Raw genomic sequence first — 17844 nt, 5'->3', positions numbered from 1 at the left:
ACGATCAGAACCGCGCGTAGCCGTCGCAGCCGCGTTCGGCCTGGCGGCAGCCCTTCTGGCGGTAGAGCCGGCGGTAGTTGCCCTCTTCGTAGCGGATGCGCTGCTTTCGCTGGTGTTCCCGCAGCGCCGGCGAGACCGAACCGGAATAGCCGGGGCGGATGTCCGGGGCGCTTTGCGTGGTGCAGCCTGCAAGGACGAAGCCGGCGGCCAGCGCGATCATCAGCAGTTTGGGAATGGCCGGGATAGAATGCATCTCACCTCTCCTTGCCCGCGTGCCACGGTTTTGCCTTCGAATGGCACCTTTGCGAACAATTTTCTTTAAAACGCTGTTAACTGCGTACCGTACAGATTGCCATGGGCCGGATGACTCCAGAATGAACGTCGTGCTCAGCGATGGTTCAGGTCACGGCAGTCATATCTTCAGACGAACACCAGGTTCGTTTCGAAATCGAGGAAAACTCATGAAAACCGTTGGTATCGTGCTCGCATCCCTCTTTCTTGCCACGGCCGCCTATGCGGACGACATTTCGCTCGGCACGCCCGGTTACGGCGGCAGCGGCTGCCCGGCAGACAGCGTTTCGGCGACGCTGAGCCCGGATGGCAAGGCGCTCAGCCTGCTGTTCGACGAATATGTCGTGGAAGCCGGCGGCGAGACGGGCAAGTCCTTCGACCGCAAGACCTGCAACGTCGCGATCCCGGTTCATGTACCGCAGGGCCGCAGCGTCTCGGTGCTGGCGATCGACTATCGCGGCTTCAACCAGCTGCCGCGCGGCGCCCGCTCGCAGTTCAACGTCGAATATTTCTTCGCCGGCACACGCGGCCCGGCCTTCCGCCAGACGTTCACCGGTCCGAAGGAAAAGGACTACCTGATCTCCAACAAGCTGACGGCGGAATCGCTGATCTGGTCGGCCTGCGGCGAGGACGTCAACCTGCGCACCAATTCCAGCATTCGCGTCAACACCACGCGCGGCCAGGAAGCCATGGCGACGGTCGACACACAGGACGTCAAGGCGGCGATCATCTACCAGCTGCAGTGGCGCACCTGCCGCTAAGCTCGCATAAAGTCGGGCGGCGCTGATCGCTGCCCGACCATTTCCAAGGAATCTTTGCATGCGTCTCCCCCTCCGCCTCGCCCTTCTCGCCGCCGCTTCGGTTCAACTTCCGGGGCTCGCGCTCGCGGCAAATGGCTGCGCGGATGGCACGTTCTCGTCCACGCAATCGCCGGATGGCAACGCGACGAGCATCCTGTTCGACGATTTTTCCGCCATGGCGGGTGGAGCGTCGGGCGTGCGGCGCGCCACCAGCTCCTGCAAGCTCAGCGTGCCCGTGACGCAGAAGGACGGGCACTCGGTCTACAACGTGGATTATCGCGGTTTCGCCTCGACGGAGGACGGCCAGACCGCTTCCCTTCGCACGATGCAGGACGGCAAGCAGATCCTGAAATACGAGATCAAGGGGTCGTTGCAGGACGACGTCGCCATCTCCGACAGGGTGGGCGTTTCGGGGTCCGATACGCTCGACCTCGCCGTGATCCTCGATGCGACGGGGCCGCTCGACGAAAACGGCTTCGAATCCACCCTCTCCATCGACTCGATCGATTTCGCGCGCATCGGCTTCACCACCACGGCGTCGGTCGTTGGCTCCATGAACCAGATCGCGCGCCAGCGCCAATCGATCACGCTCGACCTGATGGACACCGCGCAGAACCTGCTCGGCCAGACGAGCCGCTTCGACGAGGGAAGCTACCTCGCGGCCTTCGCCAGCTCGGATGCGGCGGCAGGCTTCAACGGGCGCTGGGAGGCCGGCAATGGCGTGAGCGTTCTCGGTGGTGCGGCCATCGTCAACCCGAACCGCACCGAGGTCGCGCTCGACACGCTGGCGCTGCTTGCCGGCGCCGTGCGCTACACCACGCCCGCCACCACCTGGCGCGCCTTCGGCGAGGCCGGCGCCTGGGGATCGCCCGATGTTTCGGCCTCTCTTTCGCGCAGCTACGTGAACCTCGATTCGCTGGTCTTCGCCAGCGGCACCGCCTCCGGCTCGCTGTTCAGCGCCTATGGGCGGCTCGGCGTGATCTATGCGCCGGACGATGCCAACGAGATCGCGCTTTCCACCCGCTTCACCCGCTCCTGGCTCGACCTCGACGGCTATGACGAGGACGCTTCCGGCAAGAACCTGTTTGCGGCCCATATCAAGGGCGGCCGCTCGCACTCCGACACCGTGAGCGCCGAACTGGCCTGGAGCCGCAGGCTGGATGACAGGCTCGACTATACCCTGCTCGGCGCGGTCGGCCGGACCTTTGCCGGCAGCAATGGCGTCAAGGCCTCCGTCGACTGGGTCGGCGATGTCAAGGGCAAGGCCGACGACCAGAATTTTGCGACGGTCGGCGGGCGCGTGGGCTGGAAATTCGACCAGCGCTGGCAGCTCGACACCACCGTTTCCGCCACCTTCCGCGAAAACGACAAGCCGGACTGGAACATCGGCGGGCAGCTGAAGGCGTCGTTCTGACGCCTTCCCGTCCTGAGGTGTTTTGCGCCTCTTGAAAATATATAGGACTCCTATATATTAACGGCATGGAAACGCCGAAGAACCCCCTTTCGATCGACACCCGCATTCGCGAAGGCCTTTCGCGCGTGGGCATGGTCCTGCGCGTCGATGAGTGGAACCGGGCGAAGGCCACCGGCCTGAACCCGACGCAGCTTTCGATCCTGACACTGCTGGAAGGGCGCGAGAAGGACGGGCTCGGCGTCAAGGAGATCGCCGCCCATCTCGGCGTCTCGCAGCCGACCGCGACGGATTCGATCAATGCGCTGGAGCGCAAGGGTTTTCTCGCAAAGCGGCAGGGCGCGGCCGACAAACGCGCGGTCAGCGTGGTGCTGACGGCCGACGGAGCCTCGGCGCTCAACGCGACCGACACGGGGGAAGGCCTTGCCGCCCAAGCGATCGGCGCCCTCGACGACGGCGAGCAGGAAGACCTGCTCGTCACCCTGATCAAGATGATCCGGCGCCTCCAGGAGGCCGACGCGATCCCCGTGCAGCGCATGTGCGTGACCTGTCGCTATTTCGCGCCCTTCGCCCATGCGGATGCGGCGCGGCCCCACCATTGCAAATTCGTCGACGCGGCCTTCGGCCAACGGGAACTCCGCATCGATTGCCGCGATCACGTCGAAGCCGATCCCGCCTCCCGGGCTGCCACCTGGGATGCATTCCAAACGGGATAATTCACCCCCCCCTCCAGGCAACGAAAGGACAATTCGCATGTTCGGCAGATTTTTAACCGGCGCGCTCATCGCCGGAACGGCATCGCTATGGCTGGCGACGGCCTCGGCCCATTCCATCAAGGCGGAGCCTACGGAGGCTGTCCAGGCCTCCTTCGACATCATCGAGACGACGATCGCCACGAAGGGCGACAGCGCGATCTTCACCACCCGCGTGCGCGGCGAGGCCGGCAAGGACAAGCCCGATGCGACGGGCACGTTCGAAGGCTCCAGCGTCTATGCCTATGTCTGGCCGACGAGCCTCGATAGCGGCGAGATCGGCTTCGACAAGGGACAGGGCATCGTCGCGCTCGCCGTCACCTTCCATCCGGATTTCGACGATGCGGCCTTTGGCGGCAAGAACCGCCATGTCTGGCATCCGCACTGGGTGGTTCTGGCCGAGGACAAGGCCTGCGGCGGCGGCCTTAAGGTCATCGACATTCCGGAAGGCGCAAAGCCGAAGGTGCCGGAGACCTGGCCCGGCGTGCCGCTCCTGATCGACAGCCCGGACTATCCGACCAGCTTCAAGGGCGACACGGTCGACGTCGCCATTCCGCTGTCGCTGATCGGCGGCATCAAGGGTGCAGCCTATGACGGCGTGACCGCCGGCCTCAAGATCAACGGCAACCTGCATGCGCCGCTGCTCTGCGTCAGTAACGTCTTCAAGGTGGCATCCGGCAATCTGAGCCTGCCCGGCAAGGTGGCGCCTGCCGAATGATTGAGCGTCGGCCCGGCGACTGCCATCGCCGGACCGACAATTCCTCCCCTCCAGGCAATGGAAAGAAAGAACATGACAAGGATTACCCGTATCGACCCCCGCCAGCAAGGAGGCGACCATGTCCCAGCCTGATGCCCGGCCTCTTGCCCCGGAACTGGCCGTCAGCGCCTGGTTCAACACGCCCGGTCCGCTGACGCTGCAAGGGCTGCGCGGCCGGCCGGTTTTCCTGCACAGTTTCCAGCTGCTCTGCCCCGGCTGCGTGGCGCAGGCCATTCCGCAGGTGCAGCGCATCGAGCGCGTCTTCGCCCATACCGACCTGCAGGTGATCGGCATCCACACGGTCTTCGAGCATCATGCGGCCATGTCGCCGGTGACGCTGCAGGCGTTCCTGCACGAATACCGGCTGAAATCGCCCGTCGCCGTCGACCTTGCGGAAGAGGGTTCCGACATTCCCGTGACGATGCGGCGCTTCGGGCTGCGCGGCACGCCGTCTTCCGTGCTGATCGGGCGCGATGGCACCATCCTGCACCAAGTTTTTGGCGTGGAGGACGACATCGCCGTGGGTGCGCGGATCGCCATGGCGCTCGCCGACCCCGTTCCGGTGCGGGCTGGCGAGACGGCGGATGCGGACGATGGGTGCGCCGACGGCCGTTGCGCGGCACCGTTGCTCTCATGACGGGCGTTGCCCTGCTCAGCCTTCGCGTCGGCGCCGTAGCGCCGCTTGGCACGCGCGGCGTGCCGAGCGGCATCGCGAAATCGGCGGTGGCTGGGCCACTTGCGCTCTCGTTGACCGGCTTCCGGGGTGACGAGCAGGGCGATACGGTGCGGCATGGTGGGCCGGAAAAGGCCGTGCACCACTATCCCTTCGAGCACTATGCCGCCTGGGCGGGCGATTTCGGCGCGCATCCGCTGCTGGCCTCTCCCGGCGGTTTCGGCGAGAACATTTCGACCGCCGGGCTCACCGAAGACACGGTGGCGATCGGCGACGTCTTTGCGCTCGGCACGGCCGTCGTCGAGGTCAGCCAGGGCCGACAGCCGTGCTGGAAACTGAACGAGCGTTTCGGCCGGGCCGAGATGGCGCGCACGGTTCAATCGACCGGGCGCACGGGCTGGTATTATCGCGTGCTCCAGCCCGGCATCGTCACGCCCGCGGACCGCCTGACCCTGCTCGACCGTGCGGCGCCGGAATGGACGCTCGCGCGCATCTGGCGCGCCTTCTATATCGACACGCTCAACCGCGAAGAGCTTGCCGGCATCGCGGCGCTGAAACCGCTTGCCGCCGGCTGGCAGACCCATGCCGCCCGGCGGCTGGAAAGCAACCGGGTCGAGGACTGGACAAGACGGCTCACCGGCTCCACCTAGGCTCTGCGACGCAACCGCCCTTTCGGCCGGATGCCGCGCGGGTTAAGACTGATCTTCACCGTCCAGTCGCCGGGAGACGCTGCATGACCGACGCCCAGCCCATCATTCTCAGCCGTGACGAAGCGGGCGAATTCCTGCTGCCGGCGGAAATGCTGGCCGAGCGTTTCGGCTGGCCGACGCAGACGCTGCGCGACATGATGCGGCGCGGCTTCGTCGCGTCGCGCGTCGAGCGCGGCGAAGGGGAGGATGCGGGCCGCTGGCGGCTCACCGTGCGCTGCGGCAACCGGCGCTGGCAGGCGATCGTCGAGGCGGACGGCACCGTCGGCACGCAGCGCATCGAAGTCATCCCCTCCGCGCCGCCGCGCACGGGGCGCTGACATTCAGTCGCCGAGCAGCTGGCGGTCGTCGCCATCGCGGCGGCTCACCAGTTCCTCCTTGATGCTGCGCAGCGTTTTCAGCGCCTTCGCCCGGTCGGTATAGGCGACGAGATTGGCCAGCATGTCGATGACCGCCAGATAGGCATAGCGCGTCGAGGTCGGCCGGAAGATGTTCTTGCCCTCCGGCAGATCGACGGAGATGACCACGTCCGCGGCGGTGGCGACCGGCGAGCCGCTCTGGGTGACGACGATGGTCGGGATGGCGCGCTTGCGCAGCAGGCCCAGGCAATGCACCAGCGCCGGATCACGCCCCGTGAAGGACGAGCCGAACACCACCGTGCCCGGCAAGGCGGCTGCGGAGATCATCGCATTCATATTGTGGTCGTTCGAGGCATTGACGCGGCAGCCGAGCCGGAAGAGCCGATTGTGCAGCTCGTTGACGATCATCGCCGAATTGCCGCTGGCGCCGAAGGCCTGGATGAAATCAGCCCCGCGCAGCAGGCGGGCCGCCGTGTCGAGCGCTGCGAAATCGAGCTGGCGGTGCAGCTGGAACAGTGCGTTCTGCGCCTTGGCGATGATGTCCTCGGCCACCTCGTCCGCCGTCTCTGTCGGCACTTCCGGCTTGACGTAGCGCAGGCCGACATAGGTGAGCCGGGCGAGCTGCACCTTGAAATCCGGATAGCCCTTGCAGCCGAGCCGGCGGCAGAAGCGGGTGACGGTCGGCGGCGACACGCCGGCGCGCTCTGCAAGCTCGCCGATCGACGAGTTGACGACGAAATCCACATCCTCCAGGGCAAGCTGCGCGAGCTTGCGATCCAGCCCGGAAAGCCGGCCGTCCTCATCCGACAATGCGTGAAAAAGGTCCATCGGCTCTCCGCCCTTGCGCGATGCGTGAAAACGAATTTCTTATGCGTCAGTCATAACACAGTGCGGCTTCGCATCAATGGGTTCGGCATGAGGCTTCGCGGATGACGCGCTTCTTCTTTCAGCGTAAATGGCGGTATAGCAGACCCTACAGCCATTCCTGCCTCGCTCCAGAGGTTGCGGTGTGTCCGATTTTTACAAGCGCCCGAGAAATATTTTTTCATAATTTCACATTGAATGGCTGCAATGCCGAGGCGACTGTAGACGGCGCTGAAATTCTGCCCCTCTTCGCCCCATCGCATTTTCAGGCTGTTTTCACCGCTCGTGCGCTGCAGCATCAAGGGTCGGCTTCGGAACGGTTTGATATTCATAGCGGATTCGGAATGCTCGCTTCGCCGCGGACCTCTCGGCAAAATTTGGCTGCGTGAAAATTCCTCTCTTTTTCAACCGAAGAGAAAACAGATTACACATTGAGTTGCCTTTCGTGCGACCAATCTTGACTTTCTGTGAAATTATCGCACTATCAGGAAAATAAATTACATCGCAGAAGCGGTGAAACAAGCAACGGGAACATTTTTGGAAAGCCTCACGGCCGAACATGTCAACGCCCTCACCGGCGGCTGATGGCGGCTGGGTTTTTCTGCGAGCTTCAACCCATTCGGACGGATCAACATGCGCATTTTCACGGCCTCGCTGGCGACCGAGACCAATACATTCTCCCCCGTTCCGACGGACATGAACGCCTTCAAGGCCGCCTTCTATGCGGGGCCGGGCGAACATCCCGACACGCCAACGCTCTGCTCCTCCGTTGTGCCGATCCTGCGCCGGCGCGGGCGCGCCGAAGGCTTTACCGTCATCGAAGGCACCTCCTGCTGGGCGGAGCCGGCAGGCCTTATCCAGCGCAAGACCTACGAGACGCTGCGCGACCAGATCCTTGGCGAACTCAAGGCCGCGCTGCCGGTGGATGCGGTCGTGCTCGGCCTGCATGGCGCGATGGTGGCGCAGGGTTATGACGATCCGGAGGGCGACCTGCTGTCCCGGGTCCGCGCCATCGTCGGCCCGAAGGTGCTGGTCGCCGCGGAATTCGATCCGCACAGCCACCTGACCGCGCTGCGCGTCGCCAGTCTCGATCTCATGGCGACCTTCCTCGAATTCCCGCATACGGATTTCGAGGAGCGCGGCGAACATGTCGTCGACCTTGCTCTGCGCACGCTGCGCGGCGAAATCCGGCCGGTCATCTACACCTTCGACTGCCGAATGATCACCCTCTACCCGACGAGCCGCGAGCCGATGCGCTCCTTCGTCGACCGTCTGAAGGCGATGGAGGGCCGCGACGGCATCTTGTCGATCTCCGTGATCCACGGCTTCATGGCCGGCGACGTGCCGGACATGGGCACCCGCATCCTCGTTGTCACCGATGGCGACAAGGCGAAGGGCGACGCGCTGGCGGAAACGCTCGGCCACGAGCTCTACGCCCTGCGCCGGCAGGCAGCGATGCCAATGCTCGACACCGAGGGCGGGCTCGACCGGGCCTTGGCGGTGCGCGCCGAAAGGCCGGATGTACCGGTCGTCATCGCCGATGTCTGGGACAATCCGGGCGGCGGGGTGGCGGGGGATGCGACCCATATCCTGCGCCGGATGATCGAGCGCGGCTTCGAGAATGTCGCAGTGGCGACGATCTGGGATCCGATTGCCGTATCCTTCTGCCATGCGGCGGGCGAAGGGGCGGAGCTTGCCCTGCGCTTCGGCGGCAAATCCGGGCCGGAAGGCGGCGAGCCGCTCGACCTGCGCGTGACGGTGCAGGCGGTGTTCGATGCCGGCTGGCAGAGTTTTCGCAACAGCCGCGTGACGCTCGGCGCCGCCGCCGTGGTGCGCCCGCTCGGCACGACCATCGACATCGTGCTCATCACCAGCCGCACCCAGACCTACCAGCCCGACATTTTCGCCAACCAGGGCATCGACTTCATGCGGAAAGCCTTCCTGCTGGTGAAATCGACCAACCATTTTCATGCCGGCTTCCAGCCGGTCTCCTCCGAGATCGTCTATGTCGCCGCGCCGACCTCCTACCCGACGGACCCGGCCACCACGGCCTATCGCAAGGCGAGCCTCACGCTCTGGCCGCGTGTCGTCGATCCGCTCGGACTGGAAAGCTGAACCACCTGCCGGACGGGAGCCGGCATCAACGTTGAAAAAAGAGAGGGTTACACGATGAAAAGTGCATTGGTTCTCATGACATTGGCCGCACTTGCCGGCACCAGCAGCCTGGCGATCGCCCAGACCACCGACGGCGTATTGACCGTCGCGACCATCGGCGAGCCGCCGACGCTCGACGCCATGCAGACGCCGACCGACATCGTGCTGACCATCGACCAGCATATTTTCGAGACGCTCTATACCTATGACACCGAGTGGCGTTCCGTGCCGCTGCTCGCCGCCGCCATGCCGGAGATTTCCGAGGACGGCCTCACCTATCGCATCGCGCTTCGCGAAGGCATCAAGTTCCATGACGGCAGCGATCTCGACGCCAAGGACGTGACCGCCTCGCTGACGCGCTGGATGGCGGTCAATTCCAAGGGCAAGCAGGTCGCCGAAGTGATCGAGAGCCTTGCGGAAGACGGCGCGAACGCCGTCGTCGTCAAGCTGAAGTCGCGGTATGCGCCGCTGCTCGCCACCTTCTCGCAGGCCTCCATCATCATGCCGTCGGAAAAGATCGCCGACACGCTGACCGACTTCGTCGGCACCGGCCCCTATGCGCTGAAGGAGCGCAAGCCCGACCAATATACCCAGCTCGTGCGCTTCGACGACTACAAGTCGCCGGAGGGCGAGCCCAGCAACTATGCGGGCAAACGCGAGGCGATCGCCAAGGAAATCCGTTTCGTGCCGGTGCCGGACGCCAATACCCGCGTCGAGGGGCTGATCTCCGGCCAGTTCGATTTCGCGGATTCCCTGCCGGTCAGCGCCTATGAGCGCGTCGAGGCGAGCGGCAATGCCAAGCCGGTCATCTACGAAAACACCGGCTGGGCCTCGCTCAACATGAACATGAAGGAAGGCCTGCTCGTCAAAAAGACGTTGCGCCAAGCCGTACAGGCCGCACTCAACCCGAACGACATGATGCTCGCCGCCTTCTCCGACGAACGCTTCTTCAGCGTCGATGGCTCGATCTTCCCGAAGGGCTCTCTCTGGCACACGGAATCCGGCGTCGCGCGTTATGGCGAAGGCGATCTGGAGGCGGCCGCGAAGCTGCTCGAAGAGGCCGGCTACGACGGCACCCCGCTGCGCCTAATGACCAGCCGGCAATACGAATTCCACTACAAGATCGGCGAGGTGGCAAAAGCCTATCTCGAAGCCGCGGGCTTCAAGGTGGACATGCAGGTGGTGGACTGGGCGACGCTGACCACACGGCGCGCCGACCCGAAGGAATGGGATATCTTCATCACCCATTCCAACTTCCCGGGCGACCCGACGACGATCAACACGATCACCGACAGCTATCCCGGCTGGTACGTCTCGCCCGAGAAGGCCAAGGCCGTCGCGACCTACATGGACGCCGTCTCCGACGCGGACAAGCAGAAGGCCTGGGAAGGCATCCAGGCGGTGATCTACGACGATGCGCCGCTCTTCAAGGCCGGCAATTTCAATGCGGTCACGGGGGTTTCCACCGGGGTTTCCGGCTACACGCCCACCTACTGGCCGCATTTCTGGAACGTAACCCCGAAGAAGTGAGGCCCTAGATCATGGTTCGGATCGCTCAGGCACTGTTGAAACGGCTGGGGGGCATGGCCATCGTGCTCGCCCTGGTCGTGACGGTGGTTTTCGTCATCGTCCGCGTGACGCCGGGCGATCCGGCCGCCGTAATGCTGGGGTCGGATGCGACCCCGGAGGACATCGCGCAACTGCGCACCAAGATGGGGCTAGATGCGCCGCTGATCGCCCAGTACGGCCAGTTCGTGCTGGGCATCCTCAAGGGCGATCTCGGCCAGTCGATCTTCCTCGACCAGCCGGTGACGACGGCGCTTGCGGCACGCGCCGAGCCGACCTTCTTCCTCACGCTGTTCTCGATCCTGATTGCAGTGGCGATCGCGCTGCCGGTCGGCATCTTCTCCGCCGTCAGGCGCGGCACGCTGTTCGACCAGGTCGTCGTGACGCTCACCATGGTGGCGGCGAGCGTGCCGAGCTTCTGGCTCGGCCTCATCCTCATCCAGGTTTTTGCCGTAGGCCAGGGCTGGTTTCCGGCCTCCGGTTATGGCGGGCCGGATACGTCCTTCCTTGAGCGGCTGCATCATCTCGTGTTGCCGGCGGTGGCGCTCGGCATCGTCAATTCGGCGCTGATCACCCGCTTCACCCGCGCCGCGATGCTGGACGTGCTCGGCGACGACTATGTGCGCACGGCACGCGCCAAGGGAGCGAGCGAACGGCGTGTGATCCTCAAACATGCGCTGAAGAACGCCCTGATCCCGATCATCACCGTCATCGGCCTTTCCATCGCCATGCTGGTGGCGGGCGCGGTGGTGACGGAAACCGTCTTCGGCCTGCCTGGCGTCGGCAATCTCGTGGTCTCGGCCGTGCTGCGGCGTGACTATCCCGTCATCCAGGGCGCGCTGCTGGTCGTCGCGGCGATCTACGTGCTCATCAACTTCATCGTGGACATGCTCTATATCCTCGTCGATCCGCGGGTGCGCCTATGACGACCGCCTCCCTCCCCCTGCCCTTCACCGCCAGCCTGCGCCGGCTCTTCCGCAACCGCGCCATCCTGTTCGGCGCGATCATCCTGGCGATCGTGCTCTCGGCGGCGATCCTTGCGCCCTGGATCGCGCCCTATGCGCCGAACAAGCTGTCGATCGTCAACAAGCTGAAAGCGCCGTCCTTCGCGCATGTCTTCGGCACGGACGAGTTCGGCCGCGACATCTTTTCGCGCGCCATTTTCGCCGGCCGCATCTCGCTGCTCGTCAGCCTCGGCGTGGTCTCCATCTCCACCGTGCTCGGCGTGCTCTTGGGGGTGACCGCCGGCTTCTTCCGCAAGCTCGATGCGCCGATCTCCCGGCTGCTCGATGCCATGATGTCCTTTCCGGATATCCTGCTCGCCATTGCGCTCGTCGCCGCCCTCGGTCCGTCGCTGACGACCGTCATCCTGGCGCTCGGCATCACCTATGCGCCCCGGCTCGCCCGCATCGTGCGCGGCTCCACGCTGGTGCTGCGCGAACTGCCTTATATCGAAGCCGCCGTCGCCATGGGCCTGCCGACCTGGCAGATCCTGACGCGCCATGTGCTGCTCAACCTCGCCTCGCCCATCCTCGTGCAGGCGACCTTCGTCTTCGCCTCGGCGATGCTGGCGGAAGCGAGCCTTTCCTTCCTCGGTGTGGGCGTTTCCACCGACATGCCGACCTGGGGCACCATGCTCGCCTCCGGCCGGGAATATATGAACAACGCCCCCTGGCTGATGGTGTTTCCGGGACTGGCCATCGTCTTCTCCGTGCTCGCCCTGCAACTGCTCGGCGACGGGCTGCGCGATCTGGTCGATCCGCGCCTTGCGAAGGAAAGCTGACATGACGGACACTGTGCTTTCGGTCGAGAACCTGACGACGTCGTTCAAGACCGCGGAAGGATGGCGCGCCGTTATCCGCAACATCAACCTGACGGTCGATGCCGGTGAAACCGTCGCCATCGTCGGCGAATCCGGCTCGGGCAAGAGCGTCACCGCGCTCTCCACCATGCGCCTGCTGCCGCCCGGCCGGGCGCGCTGCGAAGGCCGCATCCTGCTCGAAGGTCGCGATCTTTTGCAGGCGAGCGAGGCGGAGATGCGCGCGGTGCGCGGCGGCGTCATCGGCATGATCTTCCAGGAGCCGATGACCTCGCTCAACCCGGTCTTCACCATCGGCAACCAGATCGCCGAGGCGCTGGTGCTGCACCGCGACCTCTCGTGGAAGGCGGCCGAAGCCGAGGCGCTGCGCCTGATGGAGCGCGTCCGCATCCCCGCCGCCAAATCCCGCCTGCACGAATATCCGCACAAATTCTCCGGCGGCATGCGCCAGCGTGTGATGATCGCCATGGCACTCGCCTGCCGGCCGAAACTGCTGATCGCCGACGAGCCGACGACGGCGCTCGACGTGACGGTTCAGGCGGAAATCCTCCACCTGCTGCGCGAGTTGCAGCGCGAGGAGAACATGGGCGTGCTGTTCATCACCCATGACATGGGCGTGGTGGCCGAGGTGGCCGACCGCACCGTGGTGATGTTCCGCGGCGACATGATCGAGACCGGCCCAACGCAGGACATATTCGCCGCACCGAAGGCGATCTATACGAAGGCGCTGCTCGCCTCCATTCCGCGCCTCGGCACTATGGGCGATGCGGCCGCGCCGCGCCGTTTTCCCGATGTCGATCCCGCGACGGGTCTCGCGACCGACGGCCGCGTTACGCAACCCGTTTCAGCGGACGCCAAGCCGATCCTCACGGTCGACAAACTCTCCGTGCGCTTCGCGCTGCCACAGGGGCAGATCCATGCCGTCGAGGACGTCTCCTTCGATCTTCGGCCGGGCGAGACGCTGTCGCTCGTCGGCGAATCCGGCTGCGGCAAGTCCACCACCGGCCGGGCGATCATGCGCCTCGTCGATCCGAGCGCCGGCTCCGTCGTCATCGACGGGCAGGACGTGACCAAGGCCGGGTCAGGCGTATTGCGCGCCATGCGCCGCACCTCGCAGATGATCTTCCAGGACCCCTTCGCCTCGCTCAATCCACGCATCACCATCGGCTCGGCCATCGCCGAACCGATGCTGGCGCACGGCCTGCTGGGGCGACGCGAGGCGAAGGAGCGCGTCGCCGAACTGTTGGAACAGGTCGGCCTGTCCGGGACGATGGCGGGGCGGCATCCGCATGAGTTTTCCGGCGGCCAGCGTCAGCGCATATCGATTGCCCGCGCGCTGGCACTCCAGCCGAAATTCATCGTGGCGGACGAGGCGGTCTCGGCACTCGATGTGACCGTGAAGGCGCAGGTGTCCAACCTGCTGCTCGACCTCCAGGAAAAGCACCGCCTCGCCTATCTCTTCATCTCGCATGACATGGCGGTGGTCGAGCGCGTCAGTCATCGCGTCGCGGTGATGTTCCTGGGCGAAATCGTCGAGATCGGCCCGCGCGCCGCGATCTTCGACAATCCGCAGCACGCCTATACGCGCCGCCTCATCGCCGCCGTGCCGATGCCCGACCCCACCCGCCGCGGCCACCAGCCGCCGCCGCTCAACGAGGAGATCAAGAGCCCGCTGCGCCCGCACGGCTACGTGCCGCCGAAGCGCGCCTATCGTGAGGTTTCGCCGGGGCATTTCGTGCAGGAGGCGGCCTAGAACAGCCGCATCGCCGCGGTGCCGGCGATGATGAGGGAGACGGCGATCATCAGCGGTTTCGTCGGCAGCCGCTTGACGATGAGGGCACCGAAGGGGGCGGCGAGCACGCCGCCTATGATCAGGCCGACCGCCGAGGAAAGCTCCGACCAGCCGAGCGCCAGGATGAAGGTGACGGATATCACCACCGTCACGGCGAATTCGGTGAGGTTGGTGGACCCGATGACCTTTTTCAGGTCGTGACCGCGCCCCAGCAGGGTGCTGGTGACGATCGGCCCCCAGCCGCCGCCGCCCATCGCATCGAGCAGGCCGCCCGCGCCGCCGACATAGGGGATGATCCAATCGCGCACGTCGCGCGGCCAGGAGGGGCTGAACGCCTTGTAGAGGATGAAGACGCCGACGGCGATGAGATAGACGGAAACGAAGGGCTCGATCGCCTTGGCATCGATGCTGGAGAGCAGATAGGCGCCGATCGCCCCGCCGATCATGCCCGCCGGCGCTAGCCGCGCCACCAGCCGCCAATCGACATTGCGGTGATAGGCATGCGACAGGCCGGACGCCGCGGTGGTGAAACATTCGGTCGCGTGCGTCATGGCGCTGGCGGTTGCCGGCGGCACCCCGACGGCCAGCAGGCTCGTGGTGGTGAGCACGCCGAAGGCGAGACCGAGCGCGCCATCCACGATCTGGGCGAAAAAGCCGATGACGACAAAGAGCAGAAGGTCCGCGGTCAGGTAATCCAGCATCGGCCTCTCCTCGCCTGTCACGCGAAACGCTAGACGCCTTTCCGACCGCTTTGGTTCCACTGCGGAACTATTTTCACCATCTGGGATTGTAGGAAGAGAACGCGCACAAGGCAGGTTTCGATATGGACAGCGATCACAACTGGCAGATGCCCGTCGTTCTGGCGAATCCCGAAGCGCAGGCCTTCGTCATCGTGCGAAGCTCCGTCGAGGCGGCGGCCTATCTCCTGCAATTCTGGCCGAAGCAACACGGCATAGCCTTCTACAAGGCGATCCGCCTCTGTGCGGATGCGCTCGACGGCGACGCCGAGGACAACGAGGCACGCGACGCCTTTCTGGAAGCCGCACACGAGGCAAAGATCGCCATCACCCTGCACTGAGACGCGGGGAACGGCATTCGGCAGCAAAAAATCTCAAACAGGACCATGCACGCGCCCATGCACATGTTTCGGCGGCTGGTCGTTCTCGTCGGGATTAGGGTCGGGATTTTCGTCCGGCAGGCGGTCGGGCTCCGGCTCCTCGATGGGCGGGCTGGGATTGTCGATCGGCGGCAGGTCGGGAATGGGGACCGGACCGGGCGTGGGCTCGTTGGGGATGATGGCCATGATGCCCTCCTGTTCACTCCCAGAAACCGGCGACAGTGGCGATTGTTCCTCTCGATGCGTTTATGCCCGCTCGGCCGTCGCCTGCCACGCGGCCTGCAACGCTTCGAAAAGCTGGGCATATTGGGAGGCGCTGCGCTCCCAGGAGAAATCGGCTTTCATGGCCTGACGTTGCAGGTTGCTCCAGGCCTCGCGGTTCTCGAATGCCTCGCAGGCCCGGCGCACCGCCTCGCGAAAACTGTGCGGATCGACCGGGTGGAACTGAAAACCGGTGGCAACCGCCCGCGCCATCGCCGCCTCGTTGGCGTCGATGATGGTTTCCGACAGACCGCCGGTCCGCCCGACAAGCGGGATTGCGCCATAGCGCATGGCATAAAGCTGCGTCAGGCCGCACGGTTCGAAACGCGACGGCTGCATCAGCACGTCGCAGCCCGAAACGATGAGATGCGCGAGTTCCTCGCTATAGCCGATGTGGACGCTCACGCGGTCGGGATAGCGCCAGGCGCAGTCCCGGAGTGCCGCTCCGATGGCCGCGTCGCCCTGCCCGCAGACGACGAGCTGGCCGCCGTGCTGGACGATTTCCTCGGCCACCTCGGCAAACATATCCGCCCCCTTCTGCCAGGTCAGCCGCGTCAGCGCCGCAAAGAGCGGCCCATTTGCATCCGGCAGGCCGAAATGCCGGAGCACGGCCGCACGGTTCTCCTGCCGGCGCGCCAGCGAGCGGACGTCATAGGGTCTGGGGATCAGCGGATCGGTCGCCGGATTCCAGATATCGGCATCGATGCCGTTGACGATGCCGTAAAGGGCTGCGCGCCGCGTCTGTAACACGCCGTCGAGCCCCATGCCGAGCTCCGTCGAAAGGACTTCGCGCGCATAGGTGGGGCTGACCGTCGTCACGATATCGGAGCAGACGAGGCCGCCCTTCAGGTAACCGATACCGCCGTAATATTCGAGGCAATCCATGCCGAGGGCTGCGTCCGGCAATTCAAGGCGGGGTGCGATATCGATGGAGAACTGCCCCTGGAAGGCGAGATTGTGGACCGTGCAGACCACGGGAAGCGAACTCTGGAACCGATAACGCAGATAGACCGGCACGAGCGATGTCTGCCAGTCATGCACATGGACGATATCGGCGCTGCCCAATGGCAGGTGCCCAAGCGCGATGCGCGCGCCGGCAAGCGACAAGGCGGCGAAACGCAACCAGTTGTCCGGATGGTCGTAACCGGCGCCATCGAGATAAGGCCCGCCGGTGCGCTGGTAGAGTTCGGGGATCTCCAGGATCAGCAGGTCGAGCCCCTCCGTGGTCGCGCGGGACACGACGGCCCGGTGCCCGAGCAGGCCCTCCAGGCAGCCGATTTCCACCCGCTCCGGCAGGCGGTCCAGCACCTGCGGATAACCCGGCACCAGGGTCAGGACGTCGATACCCAGCGGGCGCAGGGCCTTCGGAAGGGCGCCTGCCACGTCTGCCAATCCCCCGGTCTTGATGAGAGGAAAAACCTCCGAAACAATCGACAGAACGTTCATGGCCTGTCAGATACCACTCCGCTGAAGGGATCGAAAGCCCCCGCCGGGTGGCGAGGGGCGAAGCGACGGCATAGCGAAACGGTCAAGCGGATGCGCGAAAGGTTTCCGCCGGCTGCGGCTTGCGCGTCGAGCGCGCCAGGAGCGCCACGCGCTGGAGGGGAAGCGGCTTGACGGGAGCCACGGTCTTCACCGTCTTTACAGGCATTCTCGACCGGACGCGCTCGATCGCCATCTCCCAATGCCGCGCATCCTGCCCATGCGGCCGCCCTTCCGATTGCCAGATGAGGTAGGCCTCGGTGCGAACCAGATCATTAAAATCAGCCATCTGAATGTCCCTTTCTGAAAAGACCGCCCATCGCGCCACCACCCGTTTTCTTTCAAGGAAGGCCAAAACGGCCCCTTTCGGGTTTGATGTTCGCAACTCTGACAGCCCTATTTTGAAACCGGATGACGGGCTGTTTGTTCCCAAGAAAATAGACGTTTTGCCGCTGACCTGAGACCCATCGTCCCTCCAATTTTCAGGAGAGTCTTGGGTTTTCAATCTGACCTTATGCGGCCTGTTTTTCCATAGCCATTTTCATTGCGAATTCGCTGGGTGTGATGTTGCCCAGTGAAGAATGCGGTCTGTTGCGATTGTAGTCCTCCTTCCATGCTGTGATTTCGATCCTCGCCTGCGTCAGTGACGAGAACAGTGTTTCGTTGAGGCATTCGTCACGGAAGCTGCCGTTGAAACTTTCTACGAAGCCATTCTGCATGGGTTTGCCCGGTGCGATATAATGCCATTCGACATGCGTGCTTTGGCACCATTCCAGAACGGCCATGCTGGTCATCTCCGTGCCGTTGTCGGAGACAATTGTTCGTGGCTTGCCTCGTTGGGCGATGACGGCATCGAGTTCCCGCGCAAGCCGCCGGCCTGAGAGCGACGTGTCGGCGACCAGCGCCAGGCATTCGCGGGTAAAGTCATCGACGACGGCCAGAATCCGAAAGCGACGACCATCTGTGAAAGCGTCGCTGACGAAATCCAGGCTCCATCGCTCGTTGGCACGCGAGGGCAGCGCCAGAGGGCGTCTCGTCC

At 64.5% G+C, this 17844-nt stretch carries 22 protein-coding genes; 14 read left to right on the top strand and 8 right to left on the bottom strand.

All coding sequences use genetic code 11. The features are described 5' to 3' along the window. Positions 1-4: 4 nt before the first annotated feature. Entirely contained in the window at positions 5-253 is a 249-nt protein-coding gene (locus J2Y63_RS26495; RefSeq protein WP_435268528.1) for a hypothetical protein, read from the bottom strand. 208 nt (positions 254-461) lie between these two features. Here J2Y63_RS26495 and J2Y63_RS26490 point away from each other — a divergent pair, with 208 nt between their 5' ends. The 7 genes from J2Y63_RS26490 to J2Y63_RS26460 all read left to right on the top strand — a co-directional run bounded on the left by J2Y63_RS26490 (position 462) and on the right by J2Y63_RS26460 (position 5711). Continuing rightward, positions 462-1052, top strand: a complete 591-nt coding sequence (locus J2Y63_RS26490) for a DUF4360 domain-containing protein (RefSeq protein WP_256118388.1) — start codon at positions 462-464, stop codon at positions 1050-1052. A 58-nt stretch (positions 1053-1110) separates the two neighbouring features. Further along, positions 1111-2505: a DUF4360 domain-containing protein gene (locus J2Y63_RS26485; protein WP_435268527.1), complete on the top strand. Its 1395-nt coding sequence runs from the start codon at positions 1111-1113 to the stop codon at positions 2503-2505. A gap of 65 nt (positions 2506-2570) precedes the next feature. Continuing rightward, a complete protein-coding gene (locus J2Y63_RS26480) occupies positions 2571-3218 on the top strand; it encodes a MarR family winged helix-turn-helix transcriptional regulator (RefSeq protein WP_435268526.1) in 648 nt (215 codons plus the stop codon). A gap of 37 nt (positions 3219-3255) precedes the next feature. Continuing rightward, entirely contained in the window at positions 3256-3972 is a 717-nt protein-coding gene (locus J2Y63_RS26475) for a hypothetical protein (protein ID WP_435268525.1), read from the top strand. Positions 3973-4090: 118 nt separating this feature from the next. Beyond that, positions 4091-4648: a redoxin family protein gene (locus tag J2Y63_RS26470; RefSeq protein WP_435268524.1), complete on the top strand. Its 558-nt coding sequence runs from the start codon at positions 4091-4093 to the stop codon at positions 4646-4648. Continuing rightward, a complete protein-coding gene (locus J2Y63_RS26465) occupies positions 4645-5334 on the top strand; it encodes an MOSC domain-containing protein (RefSeq protein WP_435268523.1) in 690 nt (229 codons plus the stop codon). Before J2Y63_RS26470 ends, J2Y63_RS26465 begins: the two co-directional genes overlap by 4 nt. Before the next feature lie 83 nt (positions 5335-5417). Continuing rightward, positions 5418-5711, top strand: a complete 294-nt coding sequence (locus tag J2Y63_RS26460; RefSeq protein ID WP_435268522.1) for a DUF6522 family protein — start codon at positions 5418-5420, stop codon at positions 5709-5711. A 3-nt stretch (positions 5712-5714) separates the two neighbouring features. Here the strand turns inward: J2Y63_RS26460 and J2Y63_RS26455 are convergent, their stop codons facing one another. After that, on the bottom strand, positions 5715-6578 hold the full coding sequence (locus tag J2Y63_RS26455) for a MurR/RpiR family transcriptional regulator (protein ID WP_319310186.1): 864 nt from the start codon (positions 6576-6578) through the stop codon (positions 5715-5717). Positions 6579-6628: 50 nt separating this feature from the next. Beyond that, positions 6629-6913, bottom strand: a complete 285-nt coding sequence (locus J2Y63_RS26450; RefSeq protein ID WP_435268521.1) for a hypothetical protein — start codon at positions 6911-6913, stop codon at positions 6629-6631. A gap of 334 nt (positions 6914-7247) precedes the next feature. Here J2Y63_RS26450 and J2Y63_RS26445 point away from each other — a divergent pair, with 334 nt between their 5' ends. Genes J2Y63_RS26445 through J2Y63_RS26425 form a run of 5 tightly spaced genes read left to right on the top strand, consistent with a single transcriptional unit; the run spans position 7248 to position 13906 of the window. Beyond that, the gene (locus J2Y63_RS26445) at positions 7248-8729 is read left to right on the top strand and encodes a M81 family metallopeptidase (RefSeq protein ID WP_435268520.1); all 1482 of its coding nucleotides are present in this window, start codon (positions 7248-7250) and stop codon (positions 8727-8729) included. A 54-nt stretch (positions 8730-8783) separates the two neighbouring features. After that, positions 8784-10298 (top strand): ABC transporter substrate-binding protein, encoded by a 1515-nt coding sequence (locus J2Y63_RS26440; RefSeq protein ID WP_435268519.1) that lies wholly within the window; start codon positions 8784-8786, stop codon positions 10296-10298. Positions 10299-10309: 11 nt separating this feature from the next. Beyond that, positions 10310-11260 (top strand): ABC transporter permease, encoded by a 951-nt coding sequence (locus J2Y63_RS26435; protein ID WP_435268518.1) that lies wholly within the window; start codon positions 10310-10312, stop codon positions 11258-11260. Continuing rightward, positions 11257-12117 (top strand): ABC transporter permease, encoded by an 861-nt coding sequence (locus J2Y63_RS26430; protein ID WP_435268517.1) that lies wholly within the window; start codon positions 11257-11259, stop codon positions 12115-12117. Before J2Y63_RS26435 ends, J2Y63_RS26430 begins: the two co-directional genes overlap by 4 nt. Position 12118: 1 nt before the next feature. After that, positions 12119-13906 (top strand): ABC transporter ATP-binding protein, encoded by a 1788-nt coding sequence (locus J2Y63_RS26425; RefSeq protein WP_435268516.1) that lies wholly within the window; start codon positions 12119-12121, stop codon positions 13904-13906. Here J2Y63_RS26425 and J2Y63_RS26420 read toward each other — a convergent pair. Next, positions 13903-14646 (bottom strand): sulfite exporter TauE/SafE family protein, encoded by a 744-nt coding sequence (locus J2Y63_RS26420; protein WP_435268515.1) that lies wholly within the window; start codon positions 14644-14646, stop codon positions 13903-13905. The two genes, J2Y63_RS26425 and J2Y63_RS26420, sit on opposite strands and share 4 nt — an antisense overlap. Before the next feature lie 122 nt (positions 14647-14768). Between J2Y63_RS26420 and J2Y63_RS26415 the strand changes: the two genes are divergently transcribed. Continuing rightward, the gene (locus J2Y63_RS26415) at positions 14769-15023 is read left to right on the top strand and encodes a DUF982 domain-containing protein (RefSeq protein ID WP_435268514.1); all 255 of its coding nucleotides are present in this window, start codon (positions 14769-14771) and stop codon (positions 15021-15023) included. A gap of 33 nt (positions 15024-15056) precedes the next feature. Here the strand turns inward: J2Y63_RS26415 and J2Y63_RS26410 are convergent, their stop codons facing one another. The 3 genes from J2Y63_RS26410 to J2Y63_RS26400 form a co-directional block, all read right to left on the bottom strand. After that, the gene (locus tag J2Y63_RS26410; RefSeq protein ID WP_435268513.1) at positions 15057-15248 is read right to left on the bottom strand and encodes a hypothetical protein; all 192 of its coding nucleotides are present in this window, start codon (positions 15246-15248) and stop codon (positions 15057-15059) included. Between the two features lie 60 nt (positions 15249-15308). Further along, the gene (glgA, locus tag J2Y63_RS26405; RefSeq protein WP_435268512.1) at positions 15309-16769 is read right to left on the bottom strand and encodes a glycogen synthase GlgA; all 1461 of its coding nucleotides are present in this window, start codon (positions 16767-16769) and stop codon (positions 15309-15311) included. A gap of 82 nt (positions 16770-16851) precedes the next feature. Next, a complete protein-coding gene (locus J2Y63_RS26400; protein WP_435268511.1) occupies positions 16852-17094 on the bottom strand; it encodes a DUF2934 domain-containing protein in 243 nt (80 codons plus the stop codon). A gap of 4 nt (positions 17095-17098) precedes the next feature. Between J2Y63_RS26400 and J2Y63_RS26395 the strand changes: the two genes are divergently transcribed. Continuing rightward, positions 17099-17266: a hypothetical protein gene (locus tag J2Y63_RS26395; protein WP_435268510.1), complete on the top strand. Its 168-nt coding sequence runs from the start codon at positions 17099-17101 to the stop codon at positions 17264-17266. A 51-nt stretch (positions 17267-17317) separates the two neighbouring features. Here J2Y63_RS26395 and J2Y63_RS26390 read toward each other — a convergent pair. Continuing rightward, the coding region (locus tag J2Y63_RS26390; protein ID WP_435268509.1) for an IS3 family transposase at positions 17318-17844 on the bottom strand (527 nt) is incomplete at its 5' end.

Origin of the sequence: Shinella sp. BE166, assembly GCF_051201095.1 — a bacterium.
GTDB lineage: Bacteria > Pseudomonadota > Alphaproteobacteria > Rhizobiales > Rhizobiaceae > Shinella > Shinella lacus.
This window is presented reverse-complemented; position numbering and strand designations above follow the sequence as displayed.